Origin of the sequence: Verrucomicrobium sp. BvORR106, from assembly GCF_000739655.1 — a bacterium.
In the GTDB taxonomy this organism is placed as follows: Bacteria; Verrucomicrobiota; Verrucomicrobiia; order Verrucomicrobiales; family Verrucomicrobiaceae; genus Verrucomicrobium.
Genome location: NZ_BATR01000100.1, coordinates 33,660 through 55,607, shown reverse-complemented (window position 1 = coordinate 55,607; position 21,948 = coordinate 33,660). Strand labels below are relative to the sequence as shown.

Here is a 21,948-nt window from a genome sequence, read left to right as displayed (position 1 = left end):
TTGTGCAATGCTTTTCGGAGGAGCGTCATCTCCCGGAATTGAATGCCCAGACGGTGAGGAAGTTGCGGAGAATTGTACGAGGAGCGCGAGCGAGTGCCCCACTTCAGAGCGCTCCGGGAGGCCAGCAAATCCTCGACACTTCCCACAAACCCCTCCGCTCCCGAACCGACGGGGACCGTAGGACTACCCCGCAGCATCGCCACACGCATTTGCGTCCAATCACCCTATTCCCATCTTGTTAATCCTTCAGAAATCTTGTTAATCCTGTCTCAAGAAGGGCCCTCACAGGAACGGCATGAACAACCGCGCAAAGCCATCCCGCAGGCGCTCAGCCAGGGTGGCATTGCGCAGCGCCGCGAGGGACTCCAGGGTACCGTTCCGCACCTTCTTCTCAAACTCCCGGTCCAGCTCCTGAGCCAGCAAGTCATCGAAGCACGCGAGGTTGAACTCAAAGTTCAGCCGCAGGCTGCGGGGGTCCCAGTTCGTGGAGCCAACAAGTGACCACAGCCCGTCCACCGTCATGAACTTGGAGTGGTCGAAGTGCCCGTCCGCCTCGTAGATCTTCACGCCCTTCTCCAGCATCTCCGGGTACAAAGTGCGTGCCGCCCAGCGCACAAAGGGGATGTTGTTGCGTTTTGGCGTGAGCACCTTCACATCCACCCCACGCAATGCCGCAAGGTTCAAGGCCCAGATGAGAGCAGGCGGCGGGAGGAAGTACGGCGTCATGATCCGCACCGAGTGCCGAGCCTCCGAGAGGGCGGCAAAGATGGTCTTGGGCATGAGTTCGAGGTCTTCATCTGGACCGTCCGGCACCCCGATGGCCGCCACTTCACCCGCAGGTTCCAGAGTAGGGTACCAGAGGGGACCGGAGAGCACCTCACCGGAGCAGAAAGCCCAGTCCTCGGCAAACACGCGCTGGAGCTGTTGCACCACCGGGCCCTCCACCTTGAAGTGCATGTCCTGCACCGGGTGGCTGGGGTCAGCCTCCAGCATGTTGCCCTGGCGGATGTTCATGCCCCCGGTGAACCCGGTGGTCCCGTCCACCACCATCACTTTGCGGTGATTCCGCAGGTTCATGGTGAGAATGCGCAGGACGAAACGGATGGGCATGAAGCGCTTGGCCTTTATGCCCCGCCCCCGCAGCAGGTGGGTGATGGGCGGCCAGGAGTAGCGGGTGCCTGCATCATCCACCAGCACCCGCACTTCCACCCCGCGGTCCTTGGCCTTCACCAACTCCTCCACGAACTTCATGCCGATGCCGTGGGCTTCGAAAATGTAAGAGCACAGGGAGACCGACTTCTTGGCCCCGCGAATGGCCTCCAGCATCGCCGGCATGGCCTCCTCCCCATTGCGCAGCACCGTGACGTGATTCCCCACCGTGAAGCCAAACCGGGAGATCATGCCCAGCGAGGTGGAAAGAGCTCGCAGTTCCTTCAGTTCCGGCACGGTCTGCCAGGGATTCACCGGGCAGGCCTCGCCCACCGCCGCGAGTTCCAGGCTGTGGCGATACTTGGCACCTCGGCGTCGCAGGCGGTTGATCCCAAAAAGCGCGTAGAAGCATGCCCCCAGGAAGGGGACGAAGGCAATGAGCACCGCCCAAAAAGCCGCACTCCGGTGATCCCGGTTCCGCAGCAGCACGTGACTGAGGGCGTACCCCACCACCACCAAGTTCAATGCAATGACAGACAGGTGCCAGACGGGCTTCACCACCGGCAGGATCTCAGAAAGGAATGATATCATGCTCGTCGCGCAACCACTGGGGCACCGATAGTCCCGAATGATCCGCGATGCAATGCCGCGAACACCAACACGCCCCCCCTTCCCACAAGTGTTGGCCCCATCCTGCCAAAAAACCCCGGAACGAGCGACATTGCGCTTTGCACCGTGGGCGGCTTCGGACTATCCGTCCCGCCCTCATGAATCGGATTGACCAATGTTTTGCCGGCCTGCGCGCTGCCGGAAAGAAAGGTTTTGTGGCCTACATCGCCGCAGGAGACCCGGACCTGCCCACCACCCGGGAGATTGTGCTGACTCTGGCCCGCTGCGGAGCCGATGTGATCGAGCTGGGCGTGCCCTTCAGCGACCCCCAGGCCGATGGTATTGTGAACCAGATGGCGGCCGAGCGCGCCCTGAAGGCGGGCACCACCCTGCCCAAGGTGCTGGCGTTCATCAAGGAACTCCGCCAGGAGACTGAGGTGCCTCTGGTGCTCTTTACCTACCTGAACCCCGTTTACACCTACGGATTTGAGGCCTTCCACCGGGACGCAGCAGCTGCCGGGGCGGATGGCGTGCTCATCCTGGACCTCCCGCCAGATGAAGCGCCGCTGAATGACGAATTGAAAGTCGGAGACGGCCTCAGGCGCATCCGCCTCATCGCGCCCACCACCCCGGAGTCGCGCATCAAGTTCATCACCGAGCAGGCAGAGGGCTTCATCTACTACGTCTCCCGTGAAGGCGTGACGGGAGCCCAGTCCTCCCTGGCCACGGGCATCTCCGACCAGCTCCAGAAGATCCAGTCCGCCACCCATACCCCTATCGCGGTAGGGTTCGGCATTTCCACCCCCATTCAGGCCAGCACCGTGGCCAAGATGGCGGACGGCGTGGTCGTGGGCAGCGCCATCGTGAAGCTGATCGAGCAGCACGGCACTCAATCTGACCTGTCCGACCGGCTCACGGCGTTCGTTAAACCTCTTGTGGACGCAGTGAAAGCCGTCTAGCTTCTCCGCCCCTTATCCCATGGCCAATCTTCTCAGCTTCTGGAAAATGAACGGCGCGGGCAATGACTTCGTCATGCTCGACAACCGCGATTTGTCCCTGCAACTCTCCGGTAAATCCATCGCCCAGCTCTGCGATCGTCATCGCGGCGTGGGTGCAGACGGCCTGCTGGCCGTGGAGCCAGCCACCGATGGCGGCGACTTCCGCATGCGCTACTACAATGCGGACGGCGGTGAGGCAGAGATGTGTGGCAACGGCGCCCGGTGCTTTGCCCGCTTCGTGAACAAGCTGCACGACAACTGCCTGACTACAGTGAAGTTCGAGACCCAGGCTGGGATGATCTCCGCGGAGTTCTTCGGCGATCAGGTGGAAATCAACATGAGCCAGCCCCACAGCCTGAAGCTGAATCAGGCGCTGGTGGTGGATGGCACCCCAATGGAAGTGCACAGCGTGAACACCGGCGTCCCGCACGCCGTCGTGTTTGTGGAGGATGTGAATGCCCTCTCCACGGCCGAAATCCGCCGCTTGGGCGCCGGCCTGCGCTACCACGAGGCCTTCGCGCCGAAGGGCACCAACGCCAATTTTGCCACCGTCGTCTCCCCCGGCTCCATTGTGATCCGCACCTACGAGCGCGGCGTGGAAGACGAGACCCTGGCCTGCGGCACCGGCATGGTGGCCTGCGCGCTCATTCATCATGAGCTGCATGGCGCATCCGCTCCCGTCTCCGTGAAGGTGAAGGGTGGCGACACCCTGAAGGTCGGCTTCAACCAGGCTGGCGACGTCTATTCTGACGTCACCCTGCACGGCCCCGCCGACTTCGTCTTCCAGGGCAAACTCGAAGTTTAATCGCCCTCTGGGAGCACCCTTTGCCGGCCCTCACAGCCGCAGGTGACTTGGCTCCCCCTTTCCTCTTTTCAGTTCTCAGTTCTCATCATCATTAACACCTAAAACGTCATGTTCGCCGGTACCCACACCGCCATTGTCACCCCTTTTCGCAACGGCCAGATCGATGAAGCCGCCCTGCGAAAGTTGGTGGACTACCAGTTTGCCGGCGGCGTGCAGGGTGTCGTGCCCTGCGGGACCACGGGTGAATCCCCCACGCTGGACTATGATGAGCATGAGCGCGTCATCCAGTTGACCGTGGAGTACACCGCAGGCCGTGGCATCGTCATGGCTGGCACTGGCAGCAACTCCACGCGTGAAGCCGTGGAAATGACCCAGGAAGCCGAGGCCGCGGGCGCCAATGCCGCCCTGCTGGTCGCGCCCTATTACAACAAGCCCACTCAGGAGGGGCTCTTCCGCCACTTCAAGGCCATCGCAGACAACACCAAGCTGCCGATCATGCTGTACAGCATCCCCGGCCGCTGTGGCATCGAGATCGGCGTGGACACGGTCGTGCGACTTGCCGAGGCCTGCCCAAACATTCGCGCCATGAAGGAAGCGGGTGGTAACGCCGATCGCGTGAGCCAGATGAAGATGCTTCTGCCGGCGGACTTTGAGATTCTCTCCGGTGACGACTCCCTCACCCTGCCCTTCATGAGCGTGGGTGGCGTGGGCGTGGTCAGCGTGGCTGGCAACCTCATCCCGGCAGAGATGAACAAGATGGTGCAGGCCGCTCTGGCTGGCCGATGGGCCGAAGCTCAGAGCATCCATGCGCAGTTCAACCCCCTGTTCTCCGCTTTCCTGAAGCTTTCCACGAACCCGATCCCCATCAAGACGGCGCTAGCCCTCAAAGGCATCTGCGATGCCGAGCTGCGTCTGCCGATGTGTGAGCTGGGAGAAGCCCAGGTCAAAGAATTGCGCCAGACCATGATCAGCGTGGGCATCCTCGCAGAGTAACCTTCACTGCAAACCGACCATCATGGCTCAGCTCAAGATTCTCGTCACCGGTGCCAAAGGCCGCATGGGCCAGGCTGTCATTCATTCCGTGGAAAGCGATGCCGACTGTGCAGTCGGCGCGACCGTGGACATGGGTGACTCCCTGGATGAAGCCCTCTCCAAGTGCGATGCAGTGATCGACTTCACCTCCCACCACTTCAGCAATGAGCTGGTGGCCGCCTGCGTGAAGAATAGGAAACCCTTCGTCATGGGCACCACCGGCCACACCGCCGAGGAACTCGAGACCATCCGCGAAGCGTCCAAGACGCTGCCTGTGGTGCTGGCGCCTAACTTCAGCGTGGGCGTGAACACGCTCTTCTGGCTGACTCGTCAGGCAGTCCGCATCCTCGGCGAGCCCTTCGACCTCGAAGTGGTGGAAATGCACCACCGCATGAAGACGGACTCCCCGAGCGGCACCGCCCGCCGTCTGGTGGAGATCCTGTGTGAGGAAACCGACGTCAGCTACGAAACGGACACCCGCCACGGCCGCAAGGGCGATGTGGGTGCCCGCACGAAGAAGGAAATCGGCGTTCACGCCCTGCGCGGTGGCGATGTGGTCGGTGATCACACCGTCGTCTTCGCCAACGTGGGCGAGCGTGTGGAACTCACGCACAAGGCCTCCAGCCGCGACACCTTCTCCAACGGAGCCGTGCGCGCCGCCAAGTGGCTCGTGAGCCAGCCCGCTGGCATCTATGACATGCAGGACGTGCTGGGGCTAAAATAGCTTCAGGCCTGCCTTATTACCCTACCCACCTTCGCAACCGGGAGTCGATGAAATACGGCATCGCTCTCGGTTCGAATTTGGGAGACCGGCTTAAGAATCTTCGCCAGGCCGTCGCCTCTCTTTTGCAGAGGGTTCCCGGGAGTCGAGTGATCGCCACCTCGGCGGTTTATGAAACAGATCCCGTGGATTGCCCTCCTGGTTCGCCGGGATTTCTGAATGCAGTGATCGAGCTGGAAGCAGAGCTCCAGCCTCTGGACCTGCTGCGGTTCACCCGGGCCATCGAGGCTGCACTCGGCCGCCCGAATGAGCACGAGCACCATGCGCCACGCACCGTGGACCTGGATCTCCTCTATGCGGATGCCGCCGAGGTGAATCACCCGGACCTCACCCTTCCCCACCCGCGCATGACCCAGCGGCGATTTGTCTTGCAGCCTCTGGCAGACATCCGCGCGGACCTGCGCTTACCCGGTGAAGACCGGTCAGTGCAGGAGATCCTCGCTAGCCTGCCCATCTCGGACGAGCCCCCACCTCGCGTGTATGCATTGGACTGGCTCGACCTCGGCAGTCCGTGAGATCATTTCCGTCGTATCGTAAGTTTCGCTCGACGCACCCTTCCTCTCCTCCTCTTGCAATGGCCGTCTCCCCCGCCCTCCTCGCCCAGCAGCTCAGCGACCGGAAAGCCGCCGGTGAAAAGCTCGCCGTCCTCACCGCTTATGACTACCCCACCGCCCGGCTGCTTGATGAAGCCGGCGTGGATCTCATCCTCGTAGGAGACTCTCTGGGCATGGTCGTGCTGGGTCTGCCAGACACCACGGGCGTGACCATGCAGATGATGCTGCACCATGCCGCCGCCGTCCGCCGCGGCGTACAGCGCGCCACCGTCATCGTGGACCTCCCCTCCGGCAGCTATGGCATGCCAGATATGGCAGTACACAACGCCCGCCGCCTCGTGGAAGCAGGTGCCGATGCCGTGAAGCTTGAGGGTGGCGTGGATGAAGCGGATCAGGTTCGAGCCATCACAGAAGCCGGCATCGCCTACATCGGGCACATCGGCATGCTGCCCCAGAGCGTGAAGCAGGAAGGCGGCTACAAGAAAAAGGGCAAGACCGACGTCGATGCCAACCGCCTGGTGGACGACGCCCTCGCTCTGCAAGAAGCAGGCGCAGCAGGCATCGTCCTGGAGAGTATGGTCCCCGCCGTGGCAGAACGCATCAGCCAAGCCATCAAGATCCCCACCATCGGCATCGGTGCCGGCCCGAACTGCGACGGCCAGGTGCTCGTGACCCCGGACCTCCTTGGTGCCTTTCCGTGGTTCAAGCCTCCGTTTGCCACCGCGCTGGCGAATGAGGCCATGGAGACCACTCGCGCCGCGCGAGAGTGGATCGCGGGTGTGAAGGGAGTGTGAGGAGTCGATTCCGCGAACCGGAACTGCACCAACGGAGCATGGAGTGTCGCAGGCTTCAAACGCATCCAAGCCCGTTACCATGTCCTCCACCTGATCCCGCTTGCGGGATTTTAGGAGTGCGTGCGAGAATCGCCGCTTTGGCTACGCCTTGTGAGGAGATCAAACCCCTTCCCTTCACCCGAGTCCAGCGCCCAACGCCTCCGCTTACAGTCAATCGGCGACCAGTTTGACACAGGCCTCTCCAAAGCGGTGATCCTCACCGCAGTCCCAAAGATGCTTCGCATCCAGGTGTTGGATGCGGCTCCTTGAAAGCCCCCGCCCTCGCCAGCAACAAAACAGTCGACAGGCCGCGTGGAGAAACTCTAAGTTGGGCGGAGCACCCACCCTGCCCCTATGAATTCACTCTCCACCCGTGCATTCTGGTCCGCGCTCGCTCTTTGTAGCTTGTCCTTCGGGGGCAAGGCTGTTGCTCAAGAGACATTGCCCGCCAAACTGGAGAAGGCGGAAAACGCCTACTACCAGGATCAGGACATCGCGAAGAAGAACTATCGCAAGGCGCTCGCTGCTGCGTTGGACGACGCCGTGCGGGCAGAGGTCTATCTCCTGGACTTTGAGACCGTCTCTTTGCCCAAGAAGAGCAATGACCCTTTTGAGAAGACGCCACCTCTCCCGGCAGACACCTTCGTTATCGCCCCCTATGACGCGACATCGAAGATCTTGAAGCAGCGGATCATCAAGGGTGCCGAACTCGCCAAGCTGTTGCCCCATCTGAAGCAGACGGTGGGAGTGGAAGAAAACACCTCCGGAGCAATGTGCCACTTTCCGATCCACGGGATCCGTGTTTGGGACAAAGACTACCGCATTCTGTTTGAGAGCTCGTTCTGCTACAAGTGCTCCAATTTTTTCATCACCTATCCAAACTATCGGGACGGCTCTCCCCAGTGGACAGGACTCTCTCAGAAGGAGTTTGAGCAAGTGATGACAGAACTGATGCCCATTCCGCAGGCAGAATTGGACCGCTTTGAGGCGAAGTTCGGAGGCGGGGAGAAGCAGAAACGATGATGCTGGAGTGGGATGCCGTTTGCCCACTGAAGCTTCTCCTAGCGCAGCAACCGAAGCGACCGCCCTGCCGCTTGCACCGCCAGACGGTCAGCCCCCCCCCACAAACCGTTCGACAGACGCCATGGCAAAACCGTAAGTTGTCGCCAGACATCATCCGCCCATCCATCATGGACTACCCGACCCACACCCTCTTGCAGGTGGCCGAGCAGGCCAGGAGTGACGTGAACGAGATTACCGGTTACGTGTACCTTTGCGCAATCGTGCTGGCCCTGGTGCCCCCCATCCCTTTGACGTGGAAGGGCATCTTCTGGAGGACAGTGTTCGTCACGGTGGTTGTTTGGAATATGCTTAGCGTCTTCCGCGGATACGAAGTCCACTGGGCCCGGACCATTCTCGATATTGAACAGAGGAACCCAAGCTACGACGGTGTGGGCGGAAACGTGGGCATCATGCTGTTCGGCTGGATCATCCCCTTCATCGAGTGCTTCGGCGTACTGCTGCTCGTCAAGCTCGCGACGCTGGCCCTTCAAAAACTTCGCAGCAAGCCGGCAACGGCTGCCCCATCTCCCCAACAGGCCATGAACTCCCAGGCCTGATCCCCCACCCACTCCATCATGCAAATTCTTCTGTGGCCCTTCAAACTGGTGCTCCGCCTGGCGCTTTCGTTGGTCCTGCTCGGCCTGGTAGCTTGGACTTTTGGAGCCCTGTACTACGACATGCCCTTCCTCAATCAGGCCGCGGCCTGGTTCTGGCTTGGCTCCGCCGCCACCATGCTGCTCTTCATCCGCCAGGCCTGGCGGAAGTCACTCTTCATCGGACTGGCCTTTGTGGGCGTCTTGAGTTGGTGGTTGAAACTCCAGCCCCAAGCGAACCGCGAATGGCAGCCTGACGTGGCCCAGCTCCCGTGGGCCGAGGTGGCTGGCGATGAGGTGACGATCTACAACGTGCGAAACTTTGACTACCGCACGACCACCGACTTCACCCCGACCTGGGAAACCCGCAAAGTGCGACTCTCCCAACTCACCGGCATTGACCTCTTTATCAACTATTGGGGGTCGCCATGGATGGCCCATCCCATTGCCAGCTTTCAGTTCAAGGATGCGCCGCCCATTTGCTTTTCCATCGAGACTCGCAAGGAAGTGGGAGAGAAGTACTCGGCCATTGGGGGCTTCTACCGGCAGTATGAGCTGATCTGCATTGCGGCGGATGAACGCGACATCGTGAGGCTGCGCACCAATTATCGCCCCGGAGAAGACTCCTATCTTTACCGAATCCCCGTCTCACCCGAGCGAGCTCGGGAACGGTTCATGGAATACGTCGCCACCATGAACGGACTGCGGGACCAGCCGCGCTGGTACAACGCTGCCACGACGAACTGCACCACCGCCATCCGAACCCAACGCCCCGCCTCAGAAAGAGCTCCCTGGGACTGGCGCATCCTGGTGAATGGCAAGGCGGACGAGATGCTCTACGAAAGAAGGGCGTTCATCACCGATGGGCTCTCTTTCCCCGAACTCCGGGAAAAAGCCCACATCAACGCCGCAGCTCAAGCCGCCGACAAGTCACCGGACTTCTGGAAACTCATCCGCGAAGGCAGACCGGGATTTGGAGCAACACCGACAGGGAACGCTCCCCCTCCTTGACCGGTTCGCGGCGTCGCCCCAAGGAGCGGCGGTTTGTGCTTGCACAACCGCCGATGCGTAGCGGAGCGCGTGACCTACAATCTCCCATCGCCGGATGCCACCTCACCGCGGATCGATGAATAGCGAGCGATCTTCCTCCGGCCCCGTCCGGCGGTTGTGCAAGCACAAACCGCCGCTCCTTGTGAGCTCACCGGCTTTTGACGCTGTTTGCGGACCGCATTCACGCCGATGGCGTGATACACACTATCCAGGGTAAGGCGAGGCACGAGCCGCCTGCCTGCAGTCAGAACTCCGAGACGAGGTCTACAAACCGTGCCTACCTCGCTGATGAGCCCTTCACCCAAGAGCTAGGAATTGGTGCTACACCGCCATCGCGGCCTGGGACTGACGCCCCCAACCGATCACCGGCATGACGCGCAGCTTTCTCACCACCGCTTCGAAATTGTAAACCACCACGATCGCCGTGGCCCCCAGCAAATCGGCGATCAGAGAATTGCGGAAGAACATCAGCGTCGGCGGCAATCCTTCCTTGCCAGTCGTCAGAGCCTGCACCCAGCCCGCCCAGGTCTTCGCGTAGTAGGACTCCACGGCCCAAGACAGGGAATTCGTCACGAGATAGAAAACGACACTGCAAAGCAAGGTGCCCAGCACGGTGTCCACCATCCCCGCCTTGCCCCGCAGGCGGGAGCCCCACCATGCGGCCAGCACATACAGGCCATAGCTGAGCAGCACCGCCTCACGACCATGTGCCGTGGACCACCACTGTGAGCCCATGCTGACCCAGTCCACCAAAATCAAGAGTCCCGCCCAGCTCCACCAGGGCAGCGATCGCGGAAAAGCGATGGCCCCGGCAAAGGCAAAAGCCATGAGCGGGCTCAAATTCCCCAAGTTGGCGGCGACGATCCCCTGCTGATAAAGCACCCGCCAGACCAAGGCCGCAACCATCAGCACGAGCGGCAGCCAAACGTAGGCAGAGAGACCTTGGGAACGAGCAGGTTGGGACATGCGGGAATGAAGCCCGAAGTGGGCAGATGAACAAGGGCAATGTTGTCTAAATAGGATGTAGACAATCATCCTGAAGGAAGCAATGTGGCTGTCTAAGTTCAATCTAGACGCATCTGCCCCGACCAGTAACAATCATGCTCCGCCATCTGCTCGCCACCGCCCTCCTCTCAATAGTCTCCCTCAGCGGCATTTTGCTTCCGACACGGACCGAAGCGGCGGTGATGGTGCATTTTTTGGTGATTGAAGGGGATTTCGACACGAACAGCACGGCACTTGAGTCGTTCAAATTCCGCTTCGAGTACGACACCGCACAGACCCCTGCCCTTCAGACCGGTCAGGACTTGCTCAATGTGCTTTTCGGCGTCCGCGGATCCACGCCCACGGTGCTCAATGGAAAGACATTCTTCAGTTCCACAAACGGTAGCTACGGTGCGACCTATGAGTACTTCTCCAGCTTTGACGCCTACATCGTGTCGCAATTCACCATCAATGGAGTCACCTTTCCTGGTTCCCCTCTGTTTACCAACGGCAAGTACTGGAACTACCAAGTAGCCGGGGGAAGCGGCGATTTCTACGAAGGTAACTATCCATTTTTGGATGAAAACAACAACCCGGCTTGGACTAGCGCCTGGGATGGCATCAGCACACGCAACCTGAGCAACGGAAGCTTCGATGCCTTTACTTTTGGGACCGGAGCAAATTCGGATATCGCTGCCAACCTTCCCACCGCGGCGAACTTTTCCAATCTCACCGCCCTCTTCACCACTGCAAACGGCATCACAGTCTATGGAAGCGCCGTACCAGAGCCGGGACGCAGCATGCTTCTGGCAGCTGGATGTGTGCTGCTGGTTTTCCGACGGAGACGCAGCAAGCTCCTGGAAAAACCTTCTGTATAGAGTCGGGCAGGCAACCATCGGTCCATGCTTCACCTTCCCCTCCAGACCAAGTCACTTAGATCATCTGCAGCATTCACGCTGGTCGAGCTGCTTGTGACCACGGTGATTATCGCCATTCTCATCACCCTAACGATCTCTGGCCAAAAGATGTACCGCGGACTGGCGACGCGCGCCACCTGCTCAGCTAATCTTAGACAACTGGGCACAGCCGTGAACATGTATGTGAGTGACAACCACGGCTACTTTCCGGCCTACGTGCAAGAAGGAAGCAATGGCGACCGGACATGGTTTTTTGGGAAAGAGAGTGGGAGCGGATCGGAGGGTGATCGCGACCTTGATCGCGAGTCCGGCCCCCTATATCCCTATATCCAGGAGGTCGGGAAAATTGAAGTTTGTCCGGCGTTTAACTATGAGGCGGCCGTGTGGAAACCCAAGTTCAAGGGGGCGAGTTATGGGTATGGTTACAACTGGATGCTAGGAGGACGATTTGGAGGAGCTCCGATGAACGTCAGCCAGCTGAAAAGCGGAGCCCAAGTGATCCTTTTCGGTGATTGCGGCCAGGTGAACACCTTCCAGGCACCTGCCAGCCCTTCGAAGCCCATGCTCGAAGAGTTCTACCTGATCAACGAGACAGACAAGACCATCCATTTCCGGCACAATGGCACAGCCAACATGCTTTTTGTAGACGGCCACATCGAGGTCTTCAAACCGTTCGAGGGTTCACTGGACAAGCGCATCAAGACGGAAGTGATCGGGCGCATCACGAAACGTGGCAGCACCATGTACCTGAAGTAGGTCGCGTTGATCCCGTCGTTCGCCTTCGAGCGTCGACTTGCGTCAATGCACCCGGAACATCACCTGCCCGCACTTCGCACGCAGCTTGACATTGGGTGACCGGTTGGCGCACCGCCACGCCACGGAGGGCGACTCCTGAGCGAGTGATTCGGGAGCACTTTGCAAGATGCGGGTTTCACCATTCAAGATGGCGCCGGGTCTCACCATCACCGAACGGGCGGCGACGGTGCCTTCGACGACACTGCCCGGATTGAGCAGCAAACAGCCCTCGCAGACAAAGTTTCCCACGGCATGCCCGTGAACGATGACATCCCGCGCATGCACTTCGCGCAGGAAATAGACCTCGCAGTTGCGATGGATTTCAATGCGCCGGGCGGCCACCACCTCGGCCACGATGTCACTGGTGCGATAACTGAGATCGGGCAGGGCCGAGACCTTCCCAGGAGACTGGGGCCGCGGTTCTGGCAGCAACTCCAAGCGCCTCATGCAGGCAGGGCAAGTAGGCGTTCCATAGTCCCCCAACGTGCCGGTCTCATAAAAGAAAGTGCTGTGCGTTTCCGGCAATTCATTGAGCCGGGCCGCCAGGATGTCAGCATCCACCGTTTCAATTTGGTATTGCCTCGCCAAGTGGAGGGCGGAGGTGGAGAAGCCTCCAGGAGCCAGAAACACACCGCGGGTGCCGCGATGCTTCTCTTTCTTCAGCGCCTGCGCAAACTGCTCCACGCTGGCCACTGTCGCCTGCCACTGATTCCACTCCGCCAATCGCACCCGGTACCGCTGTGCTTGGCCACCCTTGCCCCGAGTCATCGAAAAATCCGCCGCCCCATCCAGTCGCACGGTCGTGGAGCCCAACTCGAATCCGCCAAAAAGCGCCATGGCGCGGGCCAACTCCACCACACGACACCAGTCCAGCGACAGAAGCAGATCGGCAGTCCAGCGTGCAGACATCTCCTCGCTCCCGGTCAAGACCGGGTCGAACCCGCCGAGCATTGCCTTGTAAAGCCTTTGGGACATCTAGCGAGAGCAGTAAACTCTTCTCAAAAACAAGACACAAAGTTAACACACCTCCCGGATTTGTCTATGATGACTCTGCCCATTCCTTGATCTCCGCAGGAGTCGTACCCGGGGAGCATACTTCAAGGCTATGCTCACGCTGCCGTACAGGTCTTTTCCCAGACCAAGCTTGGAAGATGACCGTGGCACATGCTTCAGATTCTCAAGGCGGCCGATCGGTTGCGCCACCATCTAGGCGGGGTCCATGTCTGCACCACCTTGATTCCCAAACCTGAATTGGGCTCGCCTCCCGGGGTTCTAGTGGGTATTACCGACGCCATCCTCATGCCTGGCGAGTATTTCGAGGATTCCCCTCCGCCGCCCGCCACCCATACGGTTCTGACCTTTATGCTTGAGGGCATCGCACAGCGCTCCCCGTGCCAGGGCTCTCAATCACGTCTGACGCCAGGCTCCAGCCAGATAGAGCCATCCCTCGACGGAAATCACCCAACCGGCACCGCACAGCGATGGCACAATCCGTCGCCGGACAAGCTCAGCCGGCTCCTGCAGTTCTGGATCAGCCGTTGCCCTCCAGCGGGAAAGCTCAAGCCAACGGCACAGACGGCCCCCTTAGGGAATGGCGTCGATGGACCAAGACTGCTGGCCTGCCCCAAGGGTAGTGCCACTCACTTGCGCGCCCCCCTGGGCATGGCGCTCTGGCAGGCAACGCTGCACCACGGTCAGCGGTGGCGGAGGACTCTAGGGAATGGGCACCATGCCTGGGTCACTGTGACCGCAGGGGAAGTCTGGTGCTGTGGGAAGCTGCTCTCTGCTGGAGACGCGGCGCTGGCCCATGAAGAACCGTGCTTGAGACTTCAAGCCAGGCGTCCCGCACAATTGTTTGTGCTGGAGTTCGATGTCTAACATCCGGCCGGGGCGGGGGCGCCACAGGCCAGAAGCCGGGCTGGAGGTTGAGTCCTCCAGCCCAACGGGGCTTTTTTAGAGGCGGATCAGCCTTTTCTGGATTTGGCCCAGCGCGCCTTTTGGGCGGCAGCGATGCGGGCACGACCTTCAGGCGAGATGTTGCGCGCCTTCCGGCCGCCTTCAGCCTTGACGGCCTTGGGCTTGCGGCCACGGGTGACGACAGGAGCGGGGGGTCCGCCGCCGAGCAACTCGGAGAGCTGGGTCTCGAGTTCTTTGATTTTCTCGGCGATTGCGACCGCCTTCTTAAGTTGTTCCACGGTTGGTTGCTTGGATGAGCTCATACAATTGTTACTCTAGTTGCCATGACAAAAAACGCACTACTTACCCTATATAGGACTCCCCCTTAGCCTGCAATCACGTGGAGATACAAGAAGTTTGTGCAGGGATGATAAAGACCAGATGGAAATAAGAACACCACCCAGACGACAAACTTGGGAGGTTATGCCCCTTGAAATTCTCATGAGGGCAGCGAATCCGGCGGGGCTAGGGTGGCGAGGCGGGACAGGCAGGCAGCATCTGGACTTACCCATCAGGCTGCGCGGCGTCCGGATTCTTCCCTAAGGTGGATCACCCCCGGCACCTGCCCAGCACGAACCACATTGATAAATCCGCCCCCACCTTGCACCGCCTCGACCGGGGCCAGACACTTCAGCCAATCCATCGTGCGCCGCCCTTCTTCGTAAGTGGAGTCCCGGTGCTTGGCCACAATGCCCGGCTGCCCTGCGATACGCGCCTGAGCCAGCAGCTCCTGAGGAGTGCCAGTGAGATCACCTGCGGGGACCACGCCCACTGGGGCGGTGGCGAGCAGAGCGACCATGCGTTGTTTCCTGACATGGAGAGGCAGACCCTGAATATAACACCCATCGAGTTCCAGCAGATCAAATACCACCAAACGCACCGCCGCAGGCCGTTGCCCCTTCCCTGACATCTCGATCGGACAGCCACACACGCGGCCTTCTTCGTCCAATGCCACCAGCAGGCCATCCATCAGCACCTGATCGCAAGGGAGAGCCTGCAATGAGTTGATGATCTCCGGAAACTCCGATCCCAAGGACAGGTGGTTCCGGGAAACCAGCCAGGCATCCCCGTCTGACTTCAGCGCCGTGACTCGAAATCCCTGCCACTTCATTTCGTAGATCCAATCTGGACCGGCAGGCAGTTCTGTGACCTGACGACAACACATGACATCCAGCGAGGTCATCCGTTCCGGAAGAACCGGGACGTGACTAGCCCGGAGGAGATCAGTGGGAGGTTGCATGCCGGTAAATCGCCGTCGCCCTGGAAACTGCGCTTCAAAAACTTCCCGTCGCACGCAGATGAGACAACGTGAGCCTCGGATTCGAGGAAATACTCAGTGGAGTACCGGGTTTGTATCGTTCCGGTTTGGGGCATCTTTGTTAGCCCCTGATTTGCGAAGATTGGCGGAACGGACGGGACTCGAACCCGCAACCTCTGCCGTGACAGGGCAGCGCTCTAACCAATTGAGCTACCGCTCCAACCTTCGCCCCGTTCGTTGCCGTTCGGGAAGGTCATGAGAGTACATGCATCCCAGAAATGTGCAAACTCTAAATGCATCTTTTTCGACTTTTTTTCATCCCCCCTCTTTCATCTCTATAGGCCTGAACGAAAACACCTTCGGGCAGATGGCGATCCGCGTCCGAAGGTGTCTCAAGCACTATGGAAGTAAGAGCTACTCGACTTCGACTTTCACATCATCAAAGAGGATCGGCGTGTTGGAGAATGGGGTGCCCCAGATGGAGCATTTGCCCTGCCCTTTGAGCGTGGTGTCTTCCACCATGAACTGTGCTTCTGCAGGCTCTGCTTCGGTGGCAGGCCACACCTTGCCAGTTACTGTCCATTTGCCTTCTGCGACTTTCTTCGCTTCCAGCTTCATCTTCAGCCAGGCGTCACTTGTCCACGTGTAGGGAATGGACTTCACCACTTCCTCCTGTTTGATCAATTGAAGTTCCTTCTTCGCAGGAAACACCGTCAGCCGATAACCGCTCTGCCCATGCACGCCGATGGCAAAGCGGGGAAAGCTGCGCCCTTGTTTGCTCGCGAACACCTTGGCCTCGATGCTGGCGCTGCCGCGGGCAGAGTCACCCAGCAGCGCGTTGGCTTCCACCAGTTCGCCAACGCCGATCTGAATGCCCTTGTTGCCGTCCTTGGCAGCGATGCTGAACTTGCCTTCCACAACAAACACCTCGGCGGGAGGCTCGCCTTCCTCCCAGGCTTCGCTGTCGAAGGAGAACTTCTTGGGTTCAGCAGAAAGGGTCAGAGGCAGCAAGAGCGCCGCGAGGAGAGCAGAGGTGCGTGAGGTCCAGTGGTGTTTCATGGCGAAGATCAGTGAAGAAAGTAGCAGAGAATCCTTGGAGAATGCAAAAGCCAGTGCAGGCCTCGTGTCCGGGCGGATCCAGATGATGGCGGGAATGGGGACGAGAGAAACGCGTGAAGAAGCCTGGACCTTGCGGGCCAGACCTACTCCAGGAGAGGACACCCCCTTTACATGCTCATTTGGACATATTGCATCGTGTTTTCGCTGCAAAGTTGACCTACCGCCGGTATGCCCTTCATGTTCCCCGCATGCGATCACGTCTGGTTGAACCTGAGATTCTGGATTCCCTGCCCCATGATCATCCCGATGCGCTGGTCAGTCGTGGAGACATCCGTTTTCTAAACACCATCATGGGCAGCTTCCGCTGGATCCGGAAGGAACTGGGACAAAACGCCCGGCCTGGGGAGAAGGCCGTGGAGTTGGGCGCGGGAGACGGTGGCCTGGTCCGCTACGTGGCCCAATCGCATCCCGAACTGGCCAAACGCTGGGCCGGACTGGACTTCGCCCCCGCCCCGCCCCCCGGCCACCTCCCCGAAGGCACCGGCTGGCTGCAAGGAGACTTTCTTGCGGAAGGCCCCGCCGCCGATGCCCTGCGAGGGGCAGACGTCGTGGTGGCCAATCTGATCCTGCACCATTTCCAGGATGATCAGCTCGCCCTTCTCGGCCGCCGGTTGCACCGCGCCCGCCTCCTGGTCATCAGCGAGCCCGCCCGACATCCCTCCCACCTCTGGAAAGGACGCCTGCTGAATGCCATCCTGGGTTTCAACTATGTGACCATGTTCGACATGGCCCGCAGCATTCAGGCAGGTTTCAGAGTAGGTGAGCTGCCCAAGCTCCTGCGTCTGGATGAAAAGATCTGGACCGTGCGGGAGAGCATGTCCCAGCTGGGCGCGTATCGGTTGGTGGCGGAAAGGGCGCTAAGTTCCTAGTTCTTGGTTCTTGGTTCTTGGTTCTTGGTTCGTCGTGAAGTTTGAAGTTTGAAGTTTGAAGTTTCCTCCACTCTCAACGAAAGCAATCAATCAAAGACGCCGCCACCCGTGCATCTCACGTTTCCTGAACCCGGAGAGTTCACCATGCTTAGCCATGGGTCGACCGAGCTATGCGAGGGCTACCCACGAAAAGCTGACTGCATGCTACCGCGGAGCGGTAGGCCCATCGGGTGACCAGCGTTGCTGGCGGAGCCTATCGGGAAGACTGCTATAGGGCTAGCAACGCCATGGGCTTACCGCTCCGCAGTAAACTTCTCTTGGACGGAAATCCATGGGCAGTCCTCGCTATACTCGGCCGACCCATGGCTATTCATGGTGAACCCTCCGGGTTCCTGGAGATTGATCGTTACATGCTATTCGTCGGTTCCCAGTTGCAAGTGTGGTTGTCATTCACAGTTGGCACAATTCTGCAATCCTACTTCCTAGAACCCTATATCGACACACACCACTCCACCACTCCACCACTCCACTGGTTTACCGAATTACTGAATCACCGAACCACCGACAACCTTCCCCACATGATCACCCAATGCCCAGGGAAGGTGCAGACATAATCATACGTGCCAGGCTCGGCTGGCGCGTTGATCTGAAGGCGCTCCTTCTGGCCAGGCTCGAGCATCTTGCTGCTGGCAAAGATCCCCTTCCCTTCCGGAACATACATCTGCCCTTTCTTGTCCGGCACGGCGGGCATGGTCTGGGCGGCGGTGCCGATGGCGGTGCGGGAGTCACCGGGGGCAAAGACGATGTTGTGCGGCATGATGTCGTTGTTCTCAAAGATGACCTCAAACGGCTTGCCCGCCTGCACAACCAGCTCCGTGGTGTCGTACCGCATCTGCTCGCGTACGGTCTTGATGACAAAGACACTGACGCCCAGATCCTGCAGGGCTTTGCGTGCCGTGCCCGCATCCGCTTCTGGCAGCAATGAGGCGAGCTCCTTGCCGAGCTGCACCACCTCGACATACGCCTGTTGCGTCCGCTGGTTCACCGGGACGCTGCTGGCATACTTCAAGATGGACTCCACCACGCGCGGTGCCTGATCCTTCTCCCACGCTGCGCGAGGCAAGGCCAGGACGGCCCGCGCCGCACTGTCCCGATACTGCCCCTTCACCAGCACCTCGCTCAGCAACCCAAAGTTCCGCGGGGCGGCCGCATCACCGGTGAGAGGAGCCGCCGCCAGGGCCGCTTTCCGCACCGGGGCGGGCAGCAGCTCACTCGGCAGGGCTTGCTCGATGAACGGCTGAAACTTCTCCCGCAACGCCACGTCCGGCACGAGGTGAATGCTTTCCAGCAGCACCGCCAGCGTCTCGTGATTGTCCTGGCGGCTGGACCATACCTCCGCAGGGTTCTGCGTCATGGCCACATACGCGGCCATCCCGGCGATGCGGGCACTGCGCACCCCGTGATCCTTGAACGCCAGACGCGTGATCAGATCGCTGGCCTTCTTCAGCTTCTCCGGCGGACTCCCGGCGAGCATCTTGCCCAGCTCGGCCGATGCAGGGGTATCTTTCTCCTGATCGTCCAGCCGTTTGATGGCCGCGGCCAGCTCCACCTCCCGCGTCGTCTTGTGGAGTTTTGCCAGCTCCACCGCCGCTTGATCGCGGGTTCCCACGTCCAGTCCTTTGCGCTCGAGCTGCGCGGCGAAGACTGCCTCCACGGGTGGAGCCGCCTTCAGCTCCTCATTGGTCATCTTCTCCAGCACATACGGCAGCGCCTTCGGGTTCGCGGCAATATCGATGTCCTTGGGCGAGGGCTTCAGAGCCCGCATGGTCTCGCCCAGGGTGTATTCGAGGTAATAATCCATCGGGTGCTGCAGAATCGCGAGGGCGACGTTGGCCGCCTGTTTCTCGCCTGGGAAGAAGCTCGCCGCACGCACCGCCTCCAGCCGCACCAGCGGGTGTTCATCATTGGCCTGCTCCTCCAGTAGTGCGATCGCATCCGGCAAGCGATCCCGCCAGTAGCACAACACCCGGGTGGCGGCGGCGCGAGCCTCAGGCTGCGGGGAACGCAGCGTCTGCTTCAACAGCGGCTCATTCACTACATTGAGCCACTGGTGCACCCACAGTGCTTCCAGCCAGAAGCGCTCCTTGTCGGGCGAAGTCTCATCCACCCCATCCGCCCAGAGTTCCAGCGCTTGCAGCACCTCCTGCTGTGGCCGCAGGCTCAGTTCCTGCTTCACGCGCTCCCGCGTGCGGATCTCCGGCTCCTCCAGCAGTTTCACCAGCTCCTTCACACTGGCCTCGGCCAGATTGGCCACTTTCAAGAGCGGCCGACTGGGATACGTGATGCGCCAGATGCGGGCGTGCTTCTTGTCCCGCAGCGGGTCTCTCAGGGAGTACTGCATATGCCCCACCAGGGCATCTTGCCAGTCGATCAGGTAGAGGGCACCATCCGGGCCGAACTGGAGGTCCACCGGGCGGAAGTTCGGGTCCGAGGAAAACAACAGCGGCTCGATCTCCTTGCCCTCGTATCCACTGCCCACGGGCTTTACCTCATGCTGCAGGATGCCCTGTACACCGATGCAGTTGTTCAGCAGGAACCGGCCCTGGGCCTCATCCGGGAAGTGGCGGCTGCTGACAAACTCGCAGCCGCTGGTGGGGCGCACGCGCTTGGGAAAGAACTGCTGCATGCTGCTGTGCTTGTCCGGGTACGGCAGATGACCGGAAAACGCCGTGGCGAAGTAGTTGGCCCCACCGGAGGCATCGCTGATGAACGTCTGCCCCCACTTGTCGAACGAGATACCATGAGGGTTCGCGTAGTTGTAGCTGACGAAAACGTCCAGTTTCTGGCTAAGCGGTTCGTAGCGATAACTCCCCGCATTCTTGCACCTCACCGGGCCATAGGGGGTCTCTACCTGCGTGTGGTGGAAGGTGCCCTCCTGGAAGTAGAGATCCCCTCCTGGGCCATAAGTGAAGCAGTTGATCACATGATGCGAGTCGGCTGAGTCAAAGCCACTCAAGATGACTTCGCGAGAATCCACTTTGTCATCGCCGTTGGTGTCCTTGAGGAAGAGCACCTCCCGCTGGTTGTTCACAATGACCCCGCCATTCGCCAGTTCCAGCCCGATCGGACACTGCAAACCGCCAGCGAAGGTGTTGCAATAGTCCGCCTTCCCATCGTGGTCGCTGTCGTCCAGGATGAGCACCTTGTCATTCATCTCATCCCCCGGCCGCCATTGCGGATAACTGGGCATGGTGGGCACATACATGCGGCCGCGGGAGTCAAACGCCATCGACACGGCGTTCCCCAGCTCAGGAAACTGCTCTTCACTGGCATAGAGATTGACGGCATAGCCCGGGGCCAGTTTGAAGGACTTCAACGTCCCGGCGCTTGGCAGGATGTCCGCGCTCTCCCCTTCTGCGGTCTTGCTGGTCTGTCCGGTGTTGGCTCCTGCATCCTTCTTGCGATTCACCCCAAAGGATGTCTGCACCTTGAGGAAAGGCGGCACGTTGGCATCGTCCGCCTTGCCACTCACTTGCTGGCCCTGGGCCCGTTTCCAAATGCGAGCGTCCCGGTTCGCGCACATCACATCCAGCACCTCCCGCTCCCGCTGCATCACATCGCGATTGGTCTGGTCGCCATCGGCAAATTTCAGGCCCGCACGGCCGCCGTACACATAGTAGCTGTCCACAATACGATAGCGGTGGTACCAGTGCCAGGACTTGTCCTCCACCTCCTGGCGCAGGGCATCCTGCACCGGCCCGGGCGCACCCGCATTGCCAAAGAGCGACTTGTCCAGGATGGGAGCGAAGGCCTCGTCCCCCTGCGCCGTGAAATGCACCCCATTGAGGGTGTAGTGCCCCTTGCCTGATGCGTAGAGCTCCCGCGTGGACGCGAAGACATCGGCAAAGGTCACCCCTGCCTTGTCCGCCACTTCTTTCATCGCCTGGGTGTAGAGCTCAATGTTGCGATTGTTCGCCACACCGTCAGGCAGGTTGGGATTGTTCAGATTCTCATGGGCTACGGGTGAGACGAGGGCAATCCGCGGTGCGCCCTTGCCGCTGTAGTTTTGCGCCCGGGTGTCGGCGATCCACTTCTCAAGGTCTGCTTTGAACTTGGGGAGTCCCTCCGCCCCGCCAAAGGACTCGTTGAAGCCAAAGAAGGCGATGACCACGTCTGCCTTGCTGAAGCTCAAATGTTCATCGGGCGAACCAAAGCCCTCCGCTCGCGGACGCAAGTCCACCTCATCCGCCGGCCAGGAGAGATTCCGCACCACGAGGTTGTGCTGGGGGTAGCGCTGGTAAAGCAACGCCTCCCAGTGGTTGTGCCCTTCAAACTGCATGCGCTCGGCCAGTGTGTTGCCGATCAGGCAGACATGATCCCCTGGCTGAAGTTGCAGTGGGGCGGCCCAAAGACCACCGCTGAGCACGGCAGTCAGAGTCATCAAGGCGAGAGGGGTGATCCGGTTCATGGCAGCAGCGGAGGAAGAGGAAAGCGAAACAGGAAGGTAAATCGGCGCGGGAGACCAGTTTCCTTCAAACACCCGTGGGCGGGAGAAATTCATCGCGTGCGCCGTCACGCGAGCCC

General features: G+C 60.2%; 20 protein-coding genes and 1 tRNA gene. 13 read left to right on the top strand and 8 right to left on the bottom strand.

Annotation, left to right across the window (positions count from 1 at the left end; all coding sequences use genetic code 11):
- Positions 1 to 282: 282 nt before the first annotated feature.
- A complete protein-coding gene (cls, locus tag BV106_RS17625; RefSeq protein WP_038166893.1) occupies positions 283 to 1,740 on the bottom strand; it encodes a cardiolipin synthase in 1,458 nt (485 codons plus the stop codon).
- Between the two features lie 176 nt (positions 1,741 to 1,916).
- Here cls and trpA point away from each other — a divergent pair, with 176 nt between their 5' ends.
- From trpA to BV106_RS17580, 9 genes are all read left to right on the top strand, one after another.
- Positions 1,917 to 2,717 (top strand): tryptophan synthase subunit alpha, encoded by an 801-nt coding sequence (trpA, locus tag BV106_RS17620; RefSeq protein ID WP_038166892.1) that lies wholly within the window; start codon positions 1,917 to 1,919, stop codon positions 2,715 to 2,717.
- 19 nt (positions 2,718 to 2,736) lie between these two features.
- A complete protein-coding gene (gene dapF / locus BV106_RS17615; protein WP_038166890.1) occupies positions 2,737 to 3,561 on the top strand; it encodes a diaminopimelate epimerase in 825 nt (274 codons plus the stop codon).
- 108 nt (positions 3,562 to 3,669) lie between these two features.
- The gene (gene dapA / locus BV106_RS17610; protein ID WP_038166888.1) at positions 3,670 to 4,554 is read left to right on the top strand and encodes a 4-hydroxy-tetrahydrodipicolinate synthase; all 885 of its coding nucleotides are present in this window, start codon (positions 3,670 to 3,672) and stop codon (positions 4,552 to 4,554) included.
- 22 nt (positions 4,555 to 4,576) lie between these two features.
- On the top strand, positions 4,577 to 5,317 hold the full coding sequence (gene dapB / locus BV106_RS17605; RefSeq protein WP_038166885.1) for a 4-hydroxy-tetrahydrodipicolinate reductase: 741 nt from the start codon (positions 4,577 to 4,579) through the stop codon (positions 5,315 to 5,317).
- Between the two features lie 47 nt (positions 5,318 to 5,364).
- Complete coding sequence (folK, locus tag BV106_RS17600; protein ID WP_038166883.1) at positions 5,365 to 5,889, top strand: 2-amino-4-hydroxy-6-hydroxymethyldihydropteridine diphosphokinase; 525 nt, start codon at positions 5,365 to 5,367, stop codon at positions 5,887 to 5,889.
- Positions 5,890 to 5,948: 59 nt separating this feature from the next.
- Positions 5,949 to 6,722 carry a 3-methyl-2-oxobutanoate hydroxymethyltransferase gene (panB, locus tag BV106_RS17595; RefSeq protein WP_038166882.1) on the top strand — a complete coding sequence of 258 codons (774 nt, stop codon included), beginning with the start codon at positions 5,949 to 5,951 and terminating at the stop codon, positions 6,720 to 6,722.
- 393 nt (positions 6,723 to 7,115) lie between these two features.
- Positions 7,116 to 7,784 carry a hypothetical protein gene (locus BV106_RS17590; protein ID WP_265595799.1) on the top strand — a complete coding sequence of 223 codons (669 nt, stop codon included), beginning with the start codon at positions 7,116 to 7,118 and terminating at the stop codon, positions 7,782 to 7,784.
- Positions 7,785 to 7,951: 167 nt separating this feature from the next.
- Entirely contained in the window at positions 7,952 to 8,380 is a 429-nt protein-coding gene (locus tag BV106_RS17585; protein WP_265595798.1) for a hypothetical protein, read from the top strand.
- Between the two features lie 18 nt (positions 8,381 to 8,398).
- On the top strand, positions 8,399 to 9,427 hold the full coding sequence (locus BV106_RS17580) for a DUF4105 domain-containing protein (protein ID WP_038166877.1): 1,029 nt from the start codon (positions 8,399 to 8,401) through the stop codon (positions 9,425 to 9,427).
- A 360-nt stretch (positions 9,428 to 9,787) separates the two neighbouring features.
- Here the strand turns inward: BV106_RS17580 and BV106_RS17575 are convergent, their stop codons facing one another.
- The gene (locus BV106_RS17575) at positions 9,788 to 10,432 is read right to left on the bottom strand and encodes a DUF6580 family putative transport protein (protein WP_038166875.1); all 645 of its coding nucleotides are present in this window, start codon (positions 10,430 to 10,432) and stop codon (positions 9,788 to 9,790) included.
- Between the two features lie 134 nt (positions 10,433 to 10,566).
- On the opposite strand from BV106_RS17575, the gene BV106_RS17570 reads away from it, so the two are divergent.
- Together BV106_RS17570 and BV106_RS17565 are read left to right on the top strand one after the other, a co-directional pair.
- Complete coding sequence (locus BV106_RS17570) at positions 10,567 to 11,328, top strand: PEP-CTERM sorting domain-containing protein (RefSeq protein WP_038166872.1); 762 nt, start codon at positions 10,567 to 10,569, stop codon at positions 11,326 to 11,328.
- Between the two features lie 24 nt (positions 11,329 to 11,352).
- Positions 11,353 to 12,123, top strand: coding sequence for a prepilin-type N-terminal cleavage/methylation domain-containing protein (locus tag BV106_RS17565; RefSeq protein ID WP_038166870.1), 771 nt, complete (start codon positions 11,353 to 11,355; stop codon positions 12,121 to 12,123).
- A gap of 42 nt (positions 12,124 to 12,165) precedes the next feature.
- On the opposite strand, the gene BV106_RS17560 is transcribed toward BV106_RS17565, so the two are convergent.
- Positions 12,166 to 13,137 (bottom strand): polymer-forming cytoskeletal protein, encoded by a 972-nt coding sequence (locus tag BV106_RS17560; protein ID WP_081891870.1) that lies wholly within the window; start codon positions 13,135 to 13,137, stop codon positions 12,166 to 12,168.
- A gap of 189 nt (positions 13,138 to 13,326) precedes the next feature.
- On the opposite strand from BV106_RS17560, the gene BV106_RS17555 reads away from it, so the two are divergent.
- The gene (locus BV106_RS17555) at positions 13,327 to 14,040 is read left to right on the top strand and encodes a hypothetical protein (protein ID WP_038166868.1); all 714 of its coding nucleotides are present in this window, start codon (positions 13,327 to 13,329) and stop codon (positions 14,038 to 14,040) included.
- 86 nt (positions 14,041 to 14,126) lie between these two features.
- Here the strand turns inward: BV106_RS17555 and BV106_RS17550 are convergent, their stop codons facing one another.
- The 4 genes from BV106_RS17550 to BV106_RS17530 form a co-directional block, all read right to left on the bottom strand.
- Positions 14,127 to 14,381 carry a hypothetical protein gene (locus tag BV106_RS17550; RefSeq protein WP_038166867.1) on the bottom strand — a complete coding sequence of 85 codons (255 nt, stop codon included), beginning with the start codon at positions 14,379 to 14,381 and terminating at the stop codon, positions 14,127 to 14,129.
- 248 nt (positions 14,382 to 14,629) lie between these two features.
- On the bottom strand, positions 14,630 to 15,358 hold the full coding sequence (locus BV106_RS17545) for a hypothetical protein (protein ID WP_081891869.1): 729 nt from the start codon (positions 15,356 to 15,358) through the stop codon (positions 14,630 to 14,632).
- Positions 15,359 to 15,519: 161 nt separating this feature from the next.
- A tRNA-Asp gene (locus BV106_RS17535) sits at positions 15,520 to 15,596 on the bottom strand.
- A gap of 194 nt (positions 15,597 to 15,790) precedes the next feature.
- Positions 15,791 to 16,435 (bottom strand): hypothetical protein, encoded by a 645-nt coding sequence (locus tag BV106_RS17530; RefSeq protein ID WP_265595797.1) that lies wholly within the window; start codon positions 16,433 to 16,435, stop codon positions 15,791 to 15,793.
- A gap of 248 nt (positions 16,436 to 16,683) precedes the next feature.
- Here BV106_RS17530 and BV106_RS17525 point away from each other — a divergent pair, with 248 nt between their 5' ends.
- A complete protein-coding gene (locus BV106_RS17525; protein ID WP_038166863.1) occupies positions 16,684 to 17,364 on the top strand; it encodes a class I SAM-dependent methyltransferase in 681 nt (226 codons plus the stop codon).
- Between the two features lie 550 nt (positions 17,365 to 17,914).
- Here the strand turns inward: BV106_RS17525 and BV106_RS17520 are convergent.
- Positions 17,915 to 21,832, bottom strand: coding sequence for a PVC-type heme-binding CxxCH protein (locus tag BV106_RS17520; protein WP_063767951.1), 3,918 nt, complete (start codon positions 21,830 to 21,832; stop codon positions 17,915 to 17,917).
- Positions 21,833 to 21,948 lie beyond the last annotated feature (116 nt).